Source organism: Collinsella aerofaciens (assembly GCF_015548375.1).
GTDB classification, from domain to species: domain Bacteria; phylum Actinomycetota; class Coriobacteriia; order Coriobacteriales; family Coriobacteriaceae; genus Collinsella; species Collinsella aerofaciens_AB.
Genome location: NZ_JADMWW010000002.1, coordinates 74,165 through 93,009 on the forward strand (window position 1 = coordinate 74,165; position 18,845 = coordinate 93,009).

At 60.1% G+C, this 18,845-nt stretch carries 23 protein-coding genes and 1 pseudogene; all 24 read right to left on the reverse strand.

The features are described 5' to 3' along the window. Positions 1–240 precede the first annotated feature (240 nt). On the reverse strand, positions 241–1,140 hold the full coding sequence (locus I1969_RS10975; RefSeq protein WP_229028193.1) for a PTS fructose transporter subunit IIC: 900 nt from the start codon (positions 1,138–1,140) through the stop codon (positions 241–243). A 12-nt stretch (positions 1,141–1,152) separates the two neighbouring features. After that, positions 1,153–1,731 (reverse strand): PTS fructose transporter subunit IIB, encoded by a 579-nt coding sequence (locus I1969_RS10980; protein WP_229028194.1) that lies wholly within the window; start codon positions 1,729–1,731, stop codon positions 1,153–1,155. A gap of 255 nt (positions 1,732–1,986) precedes the next feature. Then, positions 1,987–2,733, reverse strand: coding sequence for a DeoR/GlpR family DNA-binding transcription regulator (locus I1969_RS01585; protein ID WP_195232297.1), 747 nt, complete (start codon positions 2,731–2,733; stop codon positions 1,987–1,989). A 3-nt stretch (positions 2,734–2,736) separates the two neighbouring features. Next, positions 2,737–3,816: a Gfo/Idh/MocA family protein gene (locus I1969_RS01590; RefSeq protein WP_195232299.1), complete on the reverse strand. Its 1,080-nt coding sequence runs from the start codon at positions 3,814–3,816 to the stop codon at positions 2,737–2,739. A gap of 328 nt (positions 3,817–4,144) precedes the next feature. Beyond that, positions 4,145–4,450 carry a 50S ribosomal protein L24 gene (gene rplX, locus I1969_RS01595; RefSeq protein WP_006235043.1) on the reverse strand — a complete coding sequence of 102 codons (306 nt, stop codon included), beginning with the start codon at positions 4,448–4,450 and terminating at the stop codon, positions 4,145–4,147. 13 nt (positions 4,451–4,463) lie between these two features. Beyond that, the gene (gene rplN, locus I1969_RS01600; RefSeq protein ID WP_006235041.1) at positions 4,464–4,832 is read right to left on the reverse strand and encodes a 50S ribosomal protein L14; all 369 of its coding nucleotides are present in this window, start codon (positions 4,830–4,832) and stop codon (positions 4,464–4,466) included. Positions 4,833–4,950: 118 nt separating this feature from the next. Then, positions 4,951–5,211, reverse strand: coding sequence for a 30S ribosomal protein S17 (rpsQ, locus tag I1969_RS01605; RefSeq protein WP_006235040.1), 261 nt, complete (start codon positions 5,209–5,211; stop codon positions 4,951–4,953). A gap of 16 nt (positions 5,212–5,227) precedes the next feature. Next, a complete protein-coding gene (rpmC, locus tag I1969_RS01610) occupies positions 5,228–5,443 on the reverse strand; it encodes a 50S ribosomal protein L29 (protein ID WP_006235039.1) in 216 nt (71 codons plus the stop codon). A gap of 86 nt (positions 5,444–5,529) precedes the next feature. After that, positions 5,530–5,946 (reverse strand): annotated as a pseudogene (gene rplP, locus I1969_RS01615) (50S ribosomal protein L16); the annotation flags it as partial. After that, positions 5,946–6,656: a 30S ribosomal protein S3 gene (gene rpsC, locus I1969_RS01620; protein ID WP_006235037.1), complete on the reverse strand. Its 711-nt coding sequence runs from the start codon at positions 6,654–6,656 to the stop codon at positions 5,946–5,948. The gene rpsC and the pseudogene rplP, both read right to left, overlap by 1 nt. Positions 6,657–6,662: 6 nt before the next feature. Further along, positions 6,663–7,034 carry a 50S ribosomal protein L22 gene (rplV, locus tag I1969_RS01625; protein ID WP_006235036.1) on the reverse strand — a complete coding sequence of 124 codons (372 nt, stop codon included), beginning with the start codon at positions 7,032–7,034 and terminating at the stop codon, positions 6,663–6,665. A 14-nt stretch (positions 7,035–7,048) separates the two neighbouring features. Next, positions 7,049–7,309 carry a 30S ribosomal protein S19 gene (rpsS, locus tag I1969_RS01630; RefSeq protein WP_006235035.1) on the reverse strand — a complete coding sequence of 87 codons (261 nt, stop codon included), beginning with the start codon at positions 7,307–7,309 and terminating at the stop codon, positions 7,049–7,051. Between the two features lie 32 nt (positions 7,310–7,341). Next, complete coding sequence (gene rplB / locus I1969_RS01635) at positions 7,342–8,169, reverse strand: 50S ribosomal protein L2 (protein WP_161144898.1); 828 nt, start codon at positions 8,167–8,169, stop codon at positions 7,342–7,344. A gap of 179 nt (positions 8,170–8,348) precedes the next feature. Beyond that, positions 8,349–8,636, reverse strand: a complete 288-nt coding sequence (gene rplW, locus I1969_RS01640; protein WP_006235033.1) for a 50S ribosomal protein L23 — start codon at positions 8,634–8,636, stop codon at positions 8,349–8,351. Then, complete coding sequence (gene rplD / locus I1969_RS01645) at positions 8,637–9,263, reverse strand: 50S ribosomal protein L4 (protein WP_006235032.1); 627 nt, start codon at positions 9,261–9,263, stop codon at positions 8,637–8,639. 46 nt (positions 9,264–9,309) lie between these two features. Next, the gene (rplC, locus tag I1969_RS01650; RefSeq protein WP_035137484.1) at positions 9,310–9,930 is read right to left on the reverse strand and encodes a 50S ribosomal protein L3; all 621 of its coding nucleotides are present in this window, start codon (positions 9,928–9,930) and stop codon (positions 9,310–9,312) included. Between the two features lie 459 nt (positions 9,931–10,389). Further along, positions 10,390–11,010: a histidine phosphatase family protein gene (locus I1969_RS01655; RefSeq protein WP_195232301.1), complete on the reverse strand. Its 621-nt coding sequence runs from the start codon at positions 11,008–11,010 to the stop codon at positions 10,390–10,392. A 39-nt stretch (positions 11,011–11,049) separates the two neighbouring features. Then, positions 11,050–12,204: a cation diffusion facilitator family transporter gene (locus tag I1969_RS01660; RefSeq protein WP_195232303.1), complete on the reverse strand. Its 1,155-nt coding sequence runs from the start codon at positions 12,202–12,204 to the stop codon at positions 11,050–11,052. Between the two features lie 150 nt (positions 12,205–12,354). Beyond that, positions 12,355–13,569 carry a PTS fructose transporter subunit IIB gene (locus tag I1969_RS01665; RefSeq protein WP_195232305.1) on the reverse strand — a complete coding sequence of 405 codons (1,215 nt, stop codon included), beginning with the start codon at positions 13,567–13,569 and terminating at the stop codon, positions 12,355–12,357. Between the two features lie 40 nt (positions 13,570–13,609). Further along, positions 13,610–15,334, reverse strand: a complete 1,725-nt coding sequence (accD, locus tag I1969_RS01670; RefSeq protein WP_195232307.1) for an acetyl-CoA carboxylase, carboxyltransferase subunit beta — start codon at positions 15,332–15,334, stop codon at positions 13,610–13,612. Beyond that, positions 15,321–16,664, reverse strand: a complete 1,344-nt coding sequence (locus tag I1969_RS01675) for an acetyl-CoA carboxylase biotin carboxylase subunit (RefSeq protein ID WP_195232309.1) — start codon at positions 16,662–16,664, stop codon at positions 15,321–15,323. The genes accD and I1969_RS01675 overlap by 14 nt, the downstream gene beginning before the upstream one ends. Positions 16,665–16,674: 10 nt before the next feature. Further along, a complete protein-coding gene (gene fabZ, locus I1969_RS01680; RefSeq protein WP_006235025.1) occupies positions 16,675–17,097 on the reverse strand; it encodes a 3-hydroxyacyl-ACP dehydratase FabZ in 423 nt (140 codons plus the stop codon). A gap of 9 nt (positions 17,098–17,106) precedes the next feature. Beyond that, positions 17,107–17,580, reverse strand: a complete 474-nt coding sequence (gene accB / locus I1969_RS01685) for an acetyl-CoA carboxylase biotin carboxyl carrier protein (protein WP_022094191.1) — start codon at positions 17,578–17,580, stop codon at positions 17,107–17,109. A gap of 3 nt (positions 17,581–17,583) precedes the next feature. Next, positions 17,584–18,831 carry a beta-ketoacyl-ACP synthase II gene (fabF, locus tag I1969_RS01690; protein WP_195232311.1) on the reverse strand — a complete coding sequence of 416 codons (1,248 nt, stop codon included), beginning with the start codon at positions 18,829–18,831 and terminating at the stop codon, positions 17,584–17,586. Positions 18,832–18,845 lie beyond the last annotated feature (14 nt).

Consider the following 18,845-nt stretch of genomic DNA (forward strand, 5'->3'; position numbering starts at 1 on the left):
TATTCGGATCCCACCGGAGAAATCATCTCGATCTGTAACATCTGGAGCCCGCATTTTGACCTTCCTGTTACAGATTGAGACGTTATGGGACCAACAGGAAAAATATCTCAGCTTGTAACATCTGGAACCCATATCCCTCTCTTCCTGTTACAGATCGAGACAAATCCCCAAACAGCAAAAGGCGGCAACGTCCCTGGTGGACGTTGCCGCCTTTCCATTGGCAAGACCCTTCCGCTCCCGCTACTCGGTAGCCTTGTCGAGAGGCTTCTTAAGGAAGCTCAGAACCAAGCAGCCGACCACAGCGCCGATAGCAAGGGCCAACAGGTACTGCACCGGGTTCGTGATGACCGCGATAACCCAGGCGCCACCGTGCGGAGCGGGGCTCGCGCAACCAAAGAGCATCGACAGACCGCCGGCGGTCGCAGATCCCAGGATGCAGGCGGGCAACACGCGAAGCGGATCGGCCGCGGCAAAGGGAATGGCACCCTCGGTGATAAACGACAGACCCATGATGTAGTTCACCAGGCCTGCCTTGCGATCGGCCTCGGTCCAGCGGTTCTTAAAGAACGTCGTGGAGAGCGCGATGACCAGCGGCGGTACCATACCGCCCGCCATGACGGCAGCCATGATCATATTGCCCTGCAGCGTTTGCTCGGCAAGGGCCGCGGTGCCAAAGACATATGCGGCCTTGTTGATGGGACCACCCATGTCGGTCGCCTGCATGCCGGCGCAGATAATGCCCAAAAGAACGATACTCGTGCCCGAAAGACCGTTGAGCGCGCCGCTAATGGCGGTGTTGATAACGCCCATAATCGGGTTAACGGCCATCATAAAGAGACTCGTAAAGAGAATGCCCAGCACGGGGTAGATGAGCATGGGCTTGATACCGTCGAGCGACTCGGGTAGCACGCTTGCAGCCTTCTTGAGCGCATTGACGATAATGCCGGCGGCAAAACCGACCAGCAGCGCGCCCAAAAAGCCAGCAGAGACAAGCTGAGCCTGGGCATCGGCATCCATTGCCGTGGTGAGATAGCCCAACGTAAAGCCCTGCTTTGCAATCCAGCCACCCACAAAGCCCGCGGCCAAGCCCGGACGGTCAGCAAAGGACATGGCAATATAGCCCGCAAGGATGGGGAGCATAAAGTTGAACGCCTAGTTGCCCGCAAGGTTAAAGAAGGCCGCGACCGGAGTGCTGTGGCCGTATGCGCTCGTGCCCAGTCCCGCCTGGTCCAGCAAGAACGAAAGCGCCATGAGGATGCCGCCGCCAACAACAAAGGGGAGCATGTGCGAAACGCCGTTCATCAGGTCCTTATAGACCCTGCGGCCCAAACCCTCGGATTCGCCCTCGGCAGCCGCCTGTACCGCGGCGCCGCCGGACACATGATGAATAGGCGCATTGCCCGCAAGCGCAATATTGATAAGTTCCTCGGCGTCATTAATGCCACGCGTCACCGCACAGGAGTAAACCGACTTGCCATCGAAGCGATCGAGCTCGACATTTTTATCCGCCGCAATGATGACACCCTTGGCACCAGCGATGTCTGCCGCGGTCAGTACATTTTTAGCGCCGCCCGAACCCTGAGTCTCGACCTTAATGCTCACGCCCATCTTGGCTGCCTGGTCTTCCAACCCTTTGGCCGCCATAAATGTGTGAGCAATGCCCGTTGGACATGCCGTGATGGCAACGACATCGTAAGTGCCGCCCCCAACCTTCTCGTTTGCAGCTGACATGTTTCCTCCTTTTGCACAAGCAGGCCCAGCCCTCCCCTTCTGAGGGTCACAACCTGCGTATTACCTTGTGTTTGAGTGATTGATAGCGCCGAAGTGACGGCGCTTTTAAGCGATATCTATACGATGGCCCCGGCGGGCATGATCACGTCGTATGGAAACAGGGGTACTGGGAAATCATGCCCGACGGGGCCATCGGAACCACCACAATGGGGACAGGCACCTTTGTGGTGGTTTTGGCCTTACTTCGCCCTGTCGCTAGACCGTGATGACGTTGTCTATCGACTGGTACTTGGCTGGCACCTCGCCCGCGGTAATAATCGTTGCGTCGCGGAAGTCCGCGAATTTTACGGGAGCCACCATGCCAAACTTACTGGCGTCCGAGATTACGAAGCGTTTGGCTGTATGGCGCATCGAGATACGCTTGACCTGCGCTTCCTCGATATCGGGCGTCGTAAAGCCCTGCTCAGCGGCAATGCCGTTAGAACCCCAAAAGCCGCAGTTAAAGTTGTAGCGGTCTAGGGTTGCCAGAGCATCGGGGCCAACGAGCGCCTCGGTCTCGGGTTTAAGCTCGCCGCCCAGCACCACGGTGCGCATGCCGCGCACAGCGAGATGCTGAGCATGGAGCACGGAATCAGTCACATAGGTGACCGATTCGAGATGCGGAAGATGCTCGATGAGTCTGAGCGTTGTCGAACCCGAATCGATGTACACAAAGCTCTCGGGCTCCACGAGCGCTGCGGCGCGGGCGCAGATACGCTCCTTGTCGTCGTTATGGAGATCACTGCGCTCACTGATCGTTAGGTCGCGCGTCACGTGCGCGCGCTCAAGACTTGTCGCGCCACCGTGCACCTTGGCGATGCGGTGCGCTCGGTCGAGCGTCTGTAGGTCGCGTCGAATGGTAGAGGCCGTCACGCCCAGGGCCTCGGCAAGTTCCGGCACGGTAACCGAGCCGGCCTGCTGCACCATCGACACGATCGCATTGAGCCTATCTTCCGCAAGCATCGCTTACTCCTCCTCGGGGTAGACGACTCCCCAATCGGCGCGGAGCTTGGTCATGAGCTCCATCACATCAGAAGCATAATCCAGAAGCTCACGCTTGGAATCGTCGCCGGCGACGGCCTGCTCGAGGTCAGCCATCTCGTAGCACAGGGCATAAGCCTCGGTGCCAGCGTGGACCTCCTCACGGCGACCGTCCGCAGTCCACACGATGGTCGCATGGTCGGCGCGCGGATACTCGTTGACCTCGATATAGCACTTGTCGAAGCTAATGACCGAACGCTTGGGCTGCTTGGAGTGGAGCGTGAGGCTCACCACGCCCAGCTGCTGTTCGGCATTACGGCAGACGATGCCGCCTGCAACGTCCACGCCGGTCTTGCAGGTGTTACCCAGAGACACGACCTCGACGGGCTGGCTCGCCATAAACAGGCGCATGACGGACAGGGCGTATACGCCAATATCGAGCATGGCACCGCCGGCGAGGTTGCGATTGTAGAAACGGTTGGTCAGGTCGCCGTACTCCTTGTAGCTACCAAAGTTGAGCTGAGCGAGGTTCATGCGGCCAAACTCGCCGGCATCCATGCGGCGGCGCAGCTCTTGATACAAGGGCATGTGGAGCACCGTGGTAGCGTCCATAAGAACCACGTTGTGTTCGGCGGCAATGGCGCGGGCCTCTTCGAGCTCGGCGGAGTTGAGCGTGATGGCCTTCTCGCAGAGAACGTGCTTGCCGGCCGCCAGGGCGGCGCGCAGATAGGTGATATGGGTGTTGTGCGGGGTGGTGATGTAGACGGCGTCGATGTCAGGATCGGCGTAGAGATCCTCAACCGTGTCATAGACCTTCTCAACGCCATACTGTTCTGCAAAAGCCTGAGCCTTGGACAACGTGCGGTTGGCAACGCCCGCGAGCTTTCGGCCGGCAAGGGCAAGGGACTGAGCCATCTGGTTGGCAATAACGCCGCAACCGATCACAGCCCAACGGAGCTCGGGAGCCGTAAAGATGTCGTTAGGGAACGGCTTGTCCTGGACCGAAGCAAATGCTGCTTTGGCGGCTGCCGCGGCGTCGAGTGGAGCCTGCTTGGAATCTGCCATTATGTGTCTCCAGTGTCATAGAACGTCTTGCATTTCTGACAGCTCTATATTCGCACAAACACGCGCGTTTGTGCGCGTTTTTGCGTATCTCACCGCTAAACGGTCATTATTGCCCCGTAAACGGCGCATATATACGCATAGGTGCGTAATTAAACGCAATCTAACGCGCATAAACGCGCACACAAGCAATTTATACAGCACGACCCGCTCATTTATGCTTACCCAGTTAGGGTACTCATTTAAGTCTGTCCCAAATGAGTGGGGATAGAAAAAGGCCCGGGTGCCGTGGCATCCGGGCCTTTGCTAGCAACTTGATGTTGCGGGCAGCTTAGAACTTGTGGCCGCACTTCTTGCAGACGCGCAGCTTGTTCTTGCCGTCCTTCTCGTGACCGACGCGGGTAACCTTACCGCACTCGGGGCAAACGAGATTGACGTTGGAGGCGTCGATGGGAGCCTCCTGCGAAACGATGCCGCCCTGCTGGTTGGCAGCGTTGGGCTTGACGGCCTTCTTGACGACCGAAACGCCCTCGACAACGACCTTGTTCTCGGCGGGGAGAGCACGCAGGACAACGCCCTGCTTGCCGCGATCCTTACCAGAAAGAACCTGGACCTTATCGCCCTTCTTGATATACATATATCTCCCCTAACTACAGGGTCTCGGGAGCGAGCGAGACGATCTTCATGTACTTCTTGTCACGAAGCTCGCGAGCGACGGGCCCGAAGATACGGGTACCGACGGGCGAACCATCGTTGTTGATGACAACGCAGGCGTTCTCATCAAAGCGAATGTAGGAGCCATCCTTGCGGCGGATCTCCTTAACGGTGCGAACGACGACGCAACGGACAACGTCCTTCTTCTTGACGTTGGCGCCAGGGGTAGCCTCCTGGACAGCACCGATGAACACATCGCCGATGCCTGCATAACGACGCTTGGAACCGCCAAGCACCTTGATGCAGCGAATCTTGCGAGCGCCGGAGTTGTCGGCGACGTTCAGCATGGTTTGCATCTGAATCATGGTAGATGTTCCTCCGAACTAAGAACCGAAGAGAGGTGCGCAGCCTTTATACGGCCCGTGGTATGCAAGCCAGGCATACGCACATCTTCGGAAACGTACAAGTCGTAAGAGCGACTGCTTATTTAGCGCGCTCGACGACCTCGATGAGGCGCCAACGCTTCATCTTGGACATAGGACGGGTCTCCATAACGCGGACGGTATCGCCCACGCCAGCCGTGCACTCCTCGTCGTGAGCGTGCAGCTTCTTGGAGCTGGTCATCATCTTGCCGTACTTGGGGTGACGCTTGCGCTCGGTGATGGTGACAACAATGGTCTTGGCACCGGAGACGGAGGTAACGACACCCGTACGGACCTTACGCGAGTTACGCGAATCAGTCATGTTCTCTCCTTAGGTCCTACTCGGCGACAGCGGACTTCTCCGCTGCGATCTCGCGGGCGCGCTGCTCCGTGAGGACGCGAGCGATGTCCTTCTTCACGGTGTTGACGCGAGCGGTGTTGTCCAGCTGGCTGGTGGCCATCTGGAAACGAAGGTTAAAGAGCTCGGCGCGCATTTCCTTCAGCTTCTCAACGAGCTGAGCGTCCGAGAGCTCACGAATCTCTGCGGGCTTCATTAGTTCTCCTCCTTGCCGGCGGCGGCGTCCTCAGCAGCCCACTTGGCCTCGAGAGCGGCCTCCTCAGCCATCTCCTTCTCGATGCGCTGCTCAGCGTTCTTGGCAGCAACAATCTTGGTCTTGATGGGAAGCTTGTGCTGTGCAAGACGCAGAGCCTCGCGAGCGACCTCCTCGGGAACACCCTTGACCTCGAACATGATGCGGCCGGGCTTGACGACGGCCACCCACTCCTCGGGATTACCCTTACCAGAACCCATGCGAGTCTCGGCGGGCTTCTTGGTGATGGGCTTATCGGGGAAGATCGTGATGTAGACACGACCGCCACGCTTCATGTAGCGGGTCATGGCAATACGAGCGGCCTCGATCTGACGGTTGGTGATCCAATGGGCCTCGAGAGCCTGGATACCAAACTCGCCGAAATGCAGCTCGGTATTACCCTTGGCCTGGCCCTTCATGGAGCCACGCTGCACCTTGCGGTGAAGAATACGCTTAGGGGCAAGCACTACTGACCCCTCCTCTCGGAGTTACGACGACGAGGACGGGAAGAGCCCTCGAGTGCAGGGTTGGGAACAGGCTGGCCCGGGAGCTTCTCGCCCAGGTAGATCCAGACCTTCACGCCGCAAGCGCCCATGGTGGTGCTGGCGACAGCCGTGCCGTAGTCGATCTTGGCACGGAGGGTGTGCAGAGGCACGCGACCCTCGCGGTACCACTCACGACGGCCCATCTCGGCACCGCCGAGACGACCAGAGCACTGGATACGGATGCCCTTAGCGCCGGCCTTGCGGGCGGACTGGACAGCCTTGCGCATAGCGCGACGGAAGGCAACGCGGCCCTCAAGCTGCTCGGCGATAGACTGAGCAACGAGGTTGGCGTCGAGCTCGGGGCGCTTGATCTCGACAACGTCGACGGAGAGCTGGCCCTTGGAGACGCCAGCGACCTTCTCGAGCTCGGTGCGGAGGGTATCGATCTCGGCACCCTTCTTACCGATGACAACGCCGGGGCGAGCAGTGAGGATGATGACCTTCACCTTGTCGCCAGCGCGCTCGATCTCGACGCGGGAGACAGCTGCGCGGGAAAGACGCTTCTCGAGGTACTTGCGGATCTCGAGATCGTTACCGAGGGTCTTAGCGTAATCCTTCTCTGCGAACCAGCGGGAGCGCCAGTTCTCGGTGATGCCAAGACGGAAGCCGGTGGGGTAGACTTTCTGACCCATACAGCTTTACGCCTCCTTTCGAGGAGCAACGACGACGGTGATGTGGGAAGTACGCTTCAGAATGCGAGAAGCGGAACCCTTGGCGCGGGGACGGATGCGCTTAAGCGTCGGACCCTCGTCAACATAGGCAGCGGCGACAACCAGGTTGTCGGCACGCAGACCGTTGTTGTTCTCGGCGTTCGCAACGGCGGAACGGAGAACCTTCTCGACATCCACGGCGACGGCGCGGTCGCAGAAGTGGAGGATGTCGAAGGCCTGAGCGACAGGCTTGCGGCGGATCAGATCGACCACCAGGCGGGCCTTGCTGGGGGAAACACGCACGTACTTAGCGACGGCGCGAACCTCGGTGGCCTCAGTTTCAATAGACTTAGTTGCCATTTACGGTTAACCCCCTATTTGGCCTTGTGGCCACGGAACGTACGAGTCGGCGCGAACTCGCCGAGCTTGTGACCAACCATGGACTCGGTAACATACACGGGCACATGCTTGCGGCCGTCGTGGACGGCGATGGTGTGACCAACCATCTCGGGGAAGATGGTGGACGCGCGGGACCAGGTCTTCACGACGTCCTTCTTGCCAGCCTCGTTCATCGCGGTGATACGCGAGAGAAGGCGAGTCTCCACGAACGGGCCCTTTTTGAGACTTCTGCTCATAAGTGCTTTCTCCTAAAACTCGGTATCCGAAATTACTTCTTACGGCGACGAATGATGTGCTGGTTCGAGACCTTCTTCTTGCGCGTACGAAGGCCCTTCGTCGGCTTACCCCAGGGGGTAACGGAGGGACGACCAGAGGTGTGGTTCTTGCCCTCGCCACCGCCGTGCGGGTGGTCGACAGGGTTCATGACGGTACCGCGGACGGTCGGGCGCACGTTCATGTGACGCTTACGGCCGGCCTTGCCGATGACGATGTTGGAGTGATCGGCGTTGCCGACCTCACCGACGGTGGCGCGGCAGGTAACGAGGATGCGGCGCATCTCGGAGGAAGGCATACGGACGATAGCGTACTTGCCCTCCTTACCCATCAGCTGGCAGGAGTTACCGGCGGAACGGGCGATAGCAGCGCCCTTGCCCGGCTGGAACTCGACGGCGTGGATGAGCGTACCGACGGGGATGTCGGCGAGGGGCAGAGCGTTGCCCGGCTTGATGTCGGCGTCAGAACCGGACATGATGGTCTGACCGACCTCGAGACCCTTGGGGGCCAGGATGTAGCGCTTCTCACCGTCAGCGTAGTGCAGCAGAGCGATGCGAGCGGAACGGTTCGGATCGTACTCGATCGTGGCAACCTTGGCGGGCACGCCGTCCTTGTTGCGCTTGAAGTCGATCACGCGATAACGACGCTTCACGCCGCCGCCCTGGTGGCGGGTGGTGATGCGGCCGTTGTTGTTACGACCGGCCTTCTTGGGCAGGGGCTCGAGAAGAGACTTCTCGGGCTTGGTGCAGGTGATCTCGGAGAAATCGGAGATCGTCTGCCAACGCCTACCAGCGGAGGTCGGCTTAAGGTGCTTTACAGCCATTACAATCCCTTTCAATAGGAATCCGTTAGCCATCGCAGACAGGGATTCGAGGTTCTGCCTCGGGTGCGATGACACCGGACGTATACACGGTTCCGGGCGTGTCCATTTTATACGCCCAAAACCTTGAGCTCTCGCCTCCCCTATTTGGGAGGCATGAGCTCACTCAACAGCAGCGAGTCTTAGGCCTGGTTGCCAAAGACCTCGATGGTGTCGCCCTCGGCCAGCGTGACGATGGCCTTCTTCCAAGAACGGGTCTTGCCGGCGACATAGCGCACGCGCTTGGTCTTGGGCTTGACCGTCAGGGTGTTCACGCGAACGACCTTGACGCCGAAGATCTCCTCGACAGCGTCCTTGATCTGATACTTGTTAGCATCCTTGGCGACCTCGAACGTGTACTTGTTCTGCTCCATACCGGAGAAGGAACGCTCGGACACGATCGGACGGATGATGATCTCGTGGGCGGTCATTTATGCAAGCACCTCCCCGAAGTGAGCGGCGATGTCGGCGGGCATCAGCACGGCGTTGTTGTTGACGAGATCGTAGGTGTTGGCCTCGTCGGCAGTGATGATGAACGTCTTGGGAATGTTGCGGAACGACAGGTAGGCGTTGACGTCCTCATCGCGAACGATGATGGTCAGACGCTTGCCCTCAAGGCCGAGAGCCTTGAGCATGGCGACGGCAGCCTTGGTGGAAGGCTTCTCGAAGCCGTAGTCGTCGACGAGCACGAGCTCGCCATCGGCCAGCTTGGCGGACAGCGCGGAGCGCATAGCCAGCTTGACCTCCTTGTTGTTCATACGCTTAGCGTAGGAACGGGGCTTGGGGGCGAAGACAACGCCACCGTGACGCCACTGGGCAGCACGGATGGAACCCTGGCGGGCACGGCCGGTGCCCTTCTGACGCCAAGGCTTCTTGCCGCCACCGGAAACCTCAGAGCGGCCCTTAGCGGACTGGGTGCCCTGACGCCAAGAGGCCATCTGGCACTTGACGATGTGGTGCATAACGTGGATGTTCGGCTCGATGCCGTACACCTCAGCGGCGAGCTCGGCCTCGGCGACCTTCTTGCCCTCGCTGTTCTTTACTTCAAACTTTGCCATTTAAGTGTTCTCCTTGGTATGACGCTGGGCTAAATGGGCTGGGCCCTTAGGCCATACGGATGGCGACGAGACCATTCTTGGCACCCGGGACAGCGCCCTTGACCAAGATGAGGTTCTGCTCGGCATCGATGCGGACAACGGAAAGGTTCTTGACGGTAACGCGCTCGTTACCCATGTGACCGGCCATCTTGACGCCCTTGAGGACGCGCGCAGGATAGGCGCACTGACCGATAGAACCGGGGTGACGCTGGAAGTGAGAACCATGCGTCATAGGACCGCGGCGCTGACCCCAGCGCTTGATGCGACCCTGGAAGCCCTTACCCTTGGAGGTACCGATGACGTCGACCTTCTCGACATCAGCGAAATCAGCGACGGTGACGACCTCGCCGACCTTGTGCTCCTCGCCGTTCTCGACGCGGACCTCACGAAGGAAGCGAACAGGCTCGACGCCAGCCTTGGCGAAGTGACCAGCCATGGGCTTGTTCACGTTCTTGGCCTTGATGTCGCCGAAACCGATCTGGACGGCGTCATAGCCGTCGGTTGCCTGAGTTTTAACCTGCGAGACAGCGCAGGGGCCAGCCTGGATGACCGTGACGGGAACGACGTTGTCGTCCTCGTCCCAAACCTGGGTCATGCCAATCTTGCGGCCGAGAATCATGCTGATCAAGATATGATCCCAACTCTCGCGTGGTCTTGGGACAATGCGTACACCACCGAGCGTACGCCCCTAGAGGACCACTACTTACACGACGTGCTCCCCAGTCTTGTATTTCGCCCGGACTACCTGACAACCCTATTAAGCAGGCATTTTGTCCAGCCAGAATACTCCCCTGGTTTCACACAGCTGTTTAGTATACACGGCTGCGGGCGTATCCATCGAGATTCATATTTCACTCACATTGTTTACGCAGGTAAAGTGCGTGGCACGTTCCCAGTGTGCGGCGGAGGGGGCGGGCCTGAGACATATTAAGGTTGCTGCTCTACAGTCCTGCTCACGACGGAGAGCACATTAAGTGCTCTCCTGTTCGTGCGGAACTCGCGACAACCTTAATATGTCTCAGGCCCGCCCCCTCCGCCGCACACTGGGAACGCCACGTTGATGTCTGCTAAACCTTGCTCGCTCAGGCTAATGACTTTGTTGGGGGTCCACAATTTGTTGCAAGGTGAACTTGCATTGGGGCGTATCGTCCTCTTCTCGCGCATCGTCAAAACCGAAGATCATGATGGCGCAGTTGGGGAGTTTTGTTGGGAGCTCAAAGCCCTCTGGGGCTGCGGCCTTGATAAATTGGCGGCTGACGCTGCCGTGGCTTACTGCTAGGAGGGTTTCGATGCCCTCGGAGCCCATGAGATTGGTGAGGGCGCCTACCATGCGTTCTTGCAGTGCGCGGCTTCCTTCTCCTCCGAAGGGGACCAGGTCCTCGCCCGGATCCCAAACGTCGGTGGGCAGGGCGTCGTGGGGGCCTTCTTCGAAGGTGCCGTAGCTGCGCTCGATAATGCCTTCACAGGGCTCGACTGCGGCGTCCGGACCGAGGAGTTCGCATGCGACAAGACTTGCCGTGTCCATGGCTCGGCCTAAGGGTGATGAGACTACTTTGTCGGGGACGACGCCATGGACCTTGAGCCATGCGGCGGCTGTCTGTGCCTGTTGACGACCCAAATTGGTGAGCGGTGAATCGCAGCGACCCTGGACGAGCTTTTTGACGTTGAATTCCGTCTGGCCGTGGCGGAGCAGATACAGCTTCTTCATAGTCTCCCCTTCTGTATAACTTGCTTTGCCGGCACAGCCCTACTCGTGGGTATGCCCTACGTAGTCTTCGTCGATCGTAATCTTGGCAATCGACTTGGGATATTCCGATTCGACCCGTTGTGCCAGCGTGTGCTTTACGTCTTCGGCACTCATCTGCAGGTCCGAGGGTCGCACGCAGTCAAAGATCACATTGGTGTGCGTGGGGCCCGGCACGCAACGCAAATCGTGAATCGAAAGGCGTCTATCGATCTCCTGGGCCATAGCGTTGATGCACAGGCGCATGCTCGCCACATTTGAATCGTCGGTCACGATGGGATCGTAATGGAGCGTGACGATCATGCCGTCTTCATCCCTAAACGACTGCTCGATGTTATCGAGCGTGTCGTGACTTTCCAACGGGCTGTCCTCGGCCGCCATCTCGGCATGCGCACTTGCAAACTTCCTGCCCGGGCCGTAGTCGTGAACCATCAAATCGTGAACGCCCAAAACGCCGGGATAGCTCATGATCTTGTCTCGAATGTGCTTGACCAGCTTAGGATCGGGCGACTGGCCCAAAAGCGGGCTCACCGTATCCTGGATGAGCTCAAAACCGCTCCAGCCAATATAAGCGCCAACGGCAAGGCCGACCCATGCATCAAGATTGATGTGCGTCACCTGCGAAACAATTGCGCACGCCAGCACGGCGCCCGTGGCAAGGACATCGTTCTTGGAATCCTGCGCGGTCGCATGCAGCGTCTCGGACTCAATGCGATCGCCGAGCTTTTGGTTGAGGGCCGCCATCCAGAGCTTTACGACCATCGAAAGCACTAGAACTGCCACCAGGGCAAGCGAGAACTCGACAGGTTCGGGGTGGATGACGCGCTCGACCGAGGACTTCACCAGCTCAACGCCAATCAGCAGCACGAGCGCCGCCACGACCAGACCCGAGAGATACTCATAGCGACCGTGGCCGTAAGGATGCTCGGGGTCGGCCGGCTTGCTCGCCAGCTTAAAGCCCAGCACGCTCACGATATTCGAGCTGGCATCGGACAGGTTGTTCATGGCATCCGCCACGATCGAAACCGATCCCGACAGCACGCCAATTGCGCCCTTTGCAGCGCATAGTGCCACATTGGCGAGAATACACACCACGCCCGTCAACGTGCCCACGCGCGCACGGTCGCCCTGCGCACGCTTAACAATCCACTCAACCATCTACATCCGCCCCCACGATGCTATCTATATATCTATTGCTCAAACGGATTGTAGTGTAGCCACTTTGTCCCCCAGATACAAAAAGGCCGCAACCCACATGGGCCACGACCTTGGAATGTGACATGCAGGACTGTCCCTTTGTCGATCGATTTATGCGCTTGCTTCGGCCGCGCTCTTCGAGGTTTCGGGCAAATCGGCTCCGTCTTCTGCCGCCCGCCCCTTCGCCGGCACCACGCCAAAGCAGTAGCTCAGCGCCGCAGACACCGCAAATGCCACACCGCCGGCAGCGCAGCACCACAGCAGGTTCGAGATGCCGCCCGTGGCAAAGCCAATGACCATAAGGACATTCGTCATGCCGATGGTATAGGCCGTAACGTGGCCCACGGCCGCAACAAGGCCTCCGACGGCGCCGCCAATGGCCATGCACGTCAGGCACCTGCCATATTTAAAGCCGCAACCGTACAGCGCCGGCTCGCTTACGCCGCCAAGAACACCCGAGATTGAATAGCCCAGCATGAGCGCCTTCTCGTCCTTATCCGCAACGCGAAGCGACGCGCCAAAGGGCATGCCCCAAACGGCGAACGTTGCCATCGTCGCGGCGATCAGGATGCACGAATCCGTTCCCACACTCATAAACTGCGCATAGGCGAGCGATAGGACAACGTTGCTGACGCCGGCGATCTTTAGGAACTCCCAGCCCGCAGCAAGCCCCATGAGCGTGAGCAGCGACACGATGCCACCGGAATTGCCAAGCATAAACATAAGCTGGCCCAACAGCATGCCCAGATAGCTGCCCGCCGGTGCCGTAATACACAGCGAAACCGGAACCATGACAAGCATGGTCGCAAACGGAACAAACGAAAACGCCACGGCCCTAGGGATAACGCGCTTAAAGAAACACTCCACTCGCCATAGCACAGGCACCGAAAGGAGAACTGGAATAACAGTCGTCGTGTAATCGTTGACCGGCGCGGGAAGCAGACCATACACGGAAGTCATCGATGCCCCCGTCGTCGATGCGGCATCGACGAGCTTGAGCAGATCGGGCGCAATCAATACGCCGCCCAGCATCATACCCAGCTGCTCCGAGCAACCGAGCTGGCGGGCGGCCGCCCAACCAAGATAGATGGGCAAAAAGTAGTAGCCGGCGTTATAGAGCCAACTGTAGAACAGGCGATAGATTTCGGAATCGGCAGACCACAGGCCCAGCATGCCTTCGCCCATAATGACGGCGACGGTGCGGAACAACGCCGCGCAGACAATAAACGGCAGCGCCGACATCATGCTTTTGGACAGATAATCGACCACGGCCATGGCGTTTGATGAAACCGACGTTGTAAACGAGGTGTTAGAAACTTGTAGCATGGAACGCCTTTCCCAATATGACATGCGGGCTGTCCCCCTGTCACATCGTGCGGTACTGACCGATTGCGCGGTACTTTTCGTAGCGAAGGTTTGTGAGGGTCGCGTCGTCGAGCTGCCCAAGCGCATCGAAGGCATCAAATGCCGAGGACATGACGGCACCGGCGATCTCCTCATGCGACAGGCCCTTATCGTCAACAATGCCGTCAATGATGCCGAGCGCCAGCAGATCGGGGGCCGTGAGCTTAAGCGCCTCGGCGGCCTCATTCGCGCGCTCGGTATCCTTCCACAGGATCGACGCACAGGCCTCGGGGCTCACGACCGAATAGGCCGAGCTCGAGAGCATCAGGATGCGGTCGGCCACGGACAGCGCCAGCGCGCCACCAGAGCCGCCCTCGCCTGTCACCACCGAGACAATCGGCGTCTTAAGGCCGCTCATCTCCATGAGGTTCTGGGCAATCGCCTCACCCTGGCCGCGTTCCTCGGCACCGATGCCGCAAAACGCGCCCGAAGTATCGACCAGGCACAGAACCGGTCGACCAAACTTTTCGGCCTGGCGCATCAGGCGACGCGCTTTGCGGTAGCCCTCGGGATGTGCCATACCAAAGTTGCGACGCATGCGCTCTTTGGTCGTGGTGCCGCGCTCGATGGCGATGACCGTTACGGGGCGTCCGTCTTTCCAGCCAATGCCAGCCACCACAGCAGCGTCGTCGCCAAAGTAGCGGTCGCCGTGCAGCTCCACAAATCCATCCAGGCCCAGCGAGATCATCTCGCCTGCCGTGGCGCGATCTGCCGAGCGGGTCTGCTTGACAATCTCGAGCGCGGTTTTTGGTGCGGCCGAGCGCTTGAACAAGTGTCCCAGCTTTTTGCCGCGGCGACCCGTATGCACGATCTCATGCGGTGCCCCCAGGCCGGGCGCGTGCCCTTCGTGCAGCGCCAGCAGCTCGCCTACCGTGAGCGCAATCTCGCCACGCGGAACAACGGCATCGCAAAAGCCGTGCTCCAGCAAAAACTCGGAGCGCTGGAATCCCTTGGGCAGGCGCTTGTGCATGTTCTGCTCGATCACGCGCGGGCCGGCAAATGCCGTCAGGGCATCGGGCTCGGCCAGGATAATATCGCCCTCCATGGCAAAGCTCGCGGTTACGCCTCCGGTCGTGGGGTCAGTGAGCACCGTGATATACAGGCCGCCCGCCTCGCTATGGCGCCTAACCGCCGCAGAAATCTTGGCCATCTGCATGAGCGAGGTCACGCCCTCCTGCATGCGGGCGCCACCCGATACGGTAAAGCCAACGACCGGCAGTCCCAGCTCGGTCGCACGCTCAAATGTGCGGCAGATCTTCTCGCCCACCACGGAACCCATCGAGCCCATCATAAAGTTGGCGTCCATAAAGAAGAGCGCCGTATCGCAACCGCAGATTTTGCCCTTGCCGCACACAACGGCATCGCGCTCGCCCGAACGTTCGCTCACGCTCTTGAGCTTGTCGGCATAGCCGGGAAACGAAAGGAAGTCCTCCGGCGCCAGACTGGCATCCCATTCCTCAAACGTGCCCTCGTCAATCGTCATGTGCATGCGGTCGCGCCCGCTCACGCGAAAGTGTTTGCCGCAACGAGGGCAGACCTCGAGGTTGTCGTGCAGGCGCGCCTCATCGATCACGCGGCGGCACTCCGGGCACTTGATAAACACGTGGCGCGCGGGAAACTCGGCGCACGACTCGGTCATCGGTCCCTCGAGAACGTTGACCGTCTTCGCTTTTCTATTCATCAGCATAGAGATGCCCCATTAGATCGGTGTGATACATGCCCGACAAGAACTCGTCGTTTGCCAGCACGTCGAGCTGAAGCTCGCTGTTTTCGCTCACGCCCTCAATCACGAGCTCGCCCAGGGCCGAGCGCATCTTGCGAATGGCGCCGTCACGCGTGGGCGCACACACGATGAGCTTGCCGAGCATGGAGTCGTAGTACGGCGGAACTTTCGCACCGGCAAACATGGCGGAATCCCAGCGCACGCGCGGACCACCCGGCACACGCAACGCGGTGACCGTTCCGCATGACGGCAGAAAGTCTGGCGTTTCGGCATTGATGCGGCACTCCATAGCATGGTTGCGGACCGGCATGTCCTCCTGCTCAAAGGGCAGAGGCTGGCCGGCTGCCACGCGCAGCTGCCACTTGACCAAGTCGGTATCGGTCACAAACTCCGTAACCGGATGCTCCACCTGCAAGCGCGTGTTCATTTCCATAAAGTAGAAATTGCCGTCGTCCGAATACAGGAACTCGATGGTACCGGCTCCTTCGTAGCCGACGGCACGAGCCAGGTCACGCGCTGCCTTGTGCATGCGAGCACGAATGTCGTCGTGTCCGTCGAGGCACGGCGCGGGGCTCTCCTCGATTAGCTTTTGGTTGCGCCGCTGCACCGAGCACTCGCGCTCGCCGAGCGAAAACACATGGCCCTGCTTATCGGCCATAATCTGTACCTCAACGTGATGCGCCGGCGCGACGAACTTCTCCATGTAGCACTCGCCGTCGCCAAAAACGGCCTCGCCCTCGGCGCGTGCTTCAATAAAGGCCTTTGCCGCATCTTCCACGCGCTCGACCTTACGAATACCGCGACCGCCGCCGCCCGCACGCGCCTTAATAAGCACGGGGCAGCCAATGCGCTCAGCCTCGGCCGTTGCCTCCTCGGGACTTTTGAGCAAATCGCAGCCCGGCACGATGGGCACGCCCGCCGCGGCAGCCGTTCGACGTGCGGCGTCCTTGTCGCCCATGCTGTCGATCACCTTGGCCGAAGGACCAACAAACGCCAGGCCATACTTGTCGCAGTCGCGCACGAAGCTCGCCTTCTCGGAGAAAAAGCCATAGCCGGGATGAATTGCCTTAGCTCCCGACTTCACGGCACAGGTGAGCACGGCATCGTCGTTGAGGTAGCTCTCGGCAAGACGCGGGCCGCCGATGCAATACGCCTCGTCGGCAAGCTGCACGTGCAGCGCGTCCGCATCGGCCGTGGAGTAGACGGCGACGGTCTTGATGCCCATATCGCGGCACGCGCGGATAACACGGACCGCGACTTCGCCGCGGTTGGCGATGAGCACTTTGTCGAACATGAAGCCTTCCTTAACTTTCGTGCATGAGTGCAAAAGACATATCGGCGCGGCAGCAAACCTCACCGTTGACGCTCGCAGTACCCGTCGCAAAGCGGAACGGCCCGCGCGCACGCGTGATGGAGCACACCAGATCAACCGTGTCGCCCGGGCGCACCGGACGCTTAAAGCGCACCTTGTCCAGACTCGTGTAGAACGGCGTCGCGCCGCGCGCCTCCTCATCGCCCATCAGCAGCACGCAACAGTTTTGGGCGAGCATCTCGCACTGAATCACGCCGGGGACCACCGGGTTTCCCGGAAAATGCCCCTGCAAAAAGTACTCGTCGCCCGTGATCGTGATCTTGCCGTGGGCCTCGTCGCCCACCAGCTCGGCCTCGTCGAGCAAAAGCATCGGTTCGCGATGCGGCAACAGTTCCTTAAGCTCTTCTTTGTTCATGGATATCACCTATCCGATCCTCATGAGGCAGCTGCCGAACTCCACGAGGTCGCCGTCGGCCACGCAGATCTCGAGCACCTCGCCATCCGCCTCTGCCGTCACCTCGTTGAGAACCTTCATGGCCTCGATGATGCAAAGGGTCTCGCCAGCCTTGACCTTGGAGCCCACGTGCACAAACGGTTCGTCGCCCGGCGCCGGGGCAGCATAGAAAACGCCGACCATGGGAGCGGTCACCTCGGTGCCCTTGGGCTCCGGTGCGGCGGCAGGTGTCTGCGCGGCGGGCTCCGGTGCGGCAGGCGCGACTGTGGGAGCTGCAACTGGAGCGGCCATAGCGCTCGGCATGGGCATGGGCACGGCAACCGGCTGTGCGGCGCTCGCACGCTCGAGTTCGACCGCGGTGCCATCGGGCTCCTCAACGCGCACGCGCGTGAGGCCGCGGTCCTCCATAACATCGGCTATCTCGGCAAGTCTTTTGGAATCCATGCTCTAGCTCCTCGTATATCTACGCAGCGCGATGGCGGCGTTGTGTCCGCCAAAGCCCAGGTTGGTCGAAAGCGCCCAGGTAAGGTCGGCGCGAACTGCGCGATTGGGCGTGTAGTCAAGATCGCAGGCGGGATCGGGCGTGTGGTAGTTAATGGTCGGCGGCACCACGCCCTGCTCGAGCGCCATGGCGCAGGCCATGACCTCGATGGCGCCCGTGGCACCGATCATGTGGCCGGTCATCGACTTAGTCGACGAGACGTGCGCGGCGCGCGCCGCGTCCTCGCCGAGCGCACGCTTAATGCCCGCCGTCTCGGACGAATCGTTGAACTTGGTAGATGTGCCGTGGGCATTGATGTAGAGACCCTCGGAAGGCCTGACGTCGCCCTCGGTCACCGCCAGCGATATCGCGCGGGCAATGCCGGCAGCCTCGGGATCAGGGCTCGTGATGTGATAGGCATCATCGGTGTTGCCGTAGCCCACGACCTCGGCATAAATGTGCGCACCGCGCGCCTGTGCATGCTCCATGCTCTCGAGTACGAGCACGCAGGCACCCTCGCCCATCACAAAGCCGTCGCGGTCTGCATCGAACGGACGGCAGGCCGTCGCGGGATCGGGGTTGGTGGTCAATGCGCGGCAGGACGTAAAGCCCGCAACGGCATCGGGGATAATGGCCGCCTCGGCGCCGCCCGCGAGGATCGCGTCGGCATAGCCGTGCTTGATGGCGCGGAACGCCTCGCCCACCGCATGGGCCGAGGTTGCGCACGCGGTCACCACGGGCAGGGTCGGGCCCTTTGCCTTGTGGCGGATTGCGATATTGCCCGATGCCATGTTGGGGATCATCATCGCGATCATATAGGGCGATGCGCGGCGGGGCCCACGTTCGGCAATCGTATGGACGTTGTCGACGAGCGTCGTCATGCCGCCCACGCCCGAGCCCACGTAGACGCCCAGGCGCTCGCGATCGATGGCGCCTTCGACATCAAAGCCCGCATCGTGCATGGCTTCGTCCGAAGCCGCCATCGCAAACTGAACGCAGGGGTCGAGATGCTTGGCGTCACGCTTGCCAAAGTACTCGTTGCCGTCAAAGCCCTTGACCTCGGCTGCCACCTTGACGGCAAACGCATCGGTATCGAAGTGCGTGATCGGGCCGATGCCGCACGTGCCGGCGCACATGGCCGCCCAGGTGGCAAGCGCGGTGTTGCCGAGCGGCGACACGGCACCGATACCGGTGATTGCAACTCTCTGTTCCATCATGGTCTCCTCAT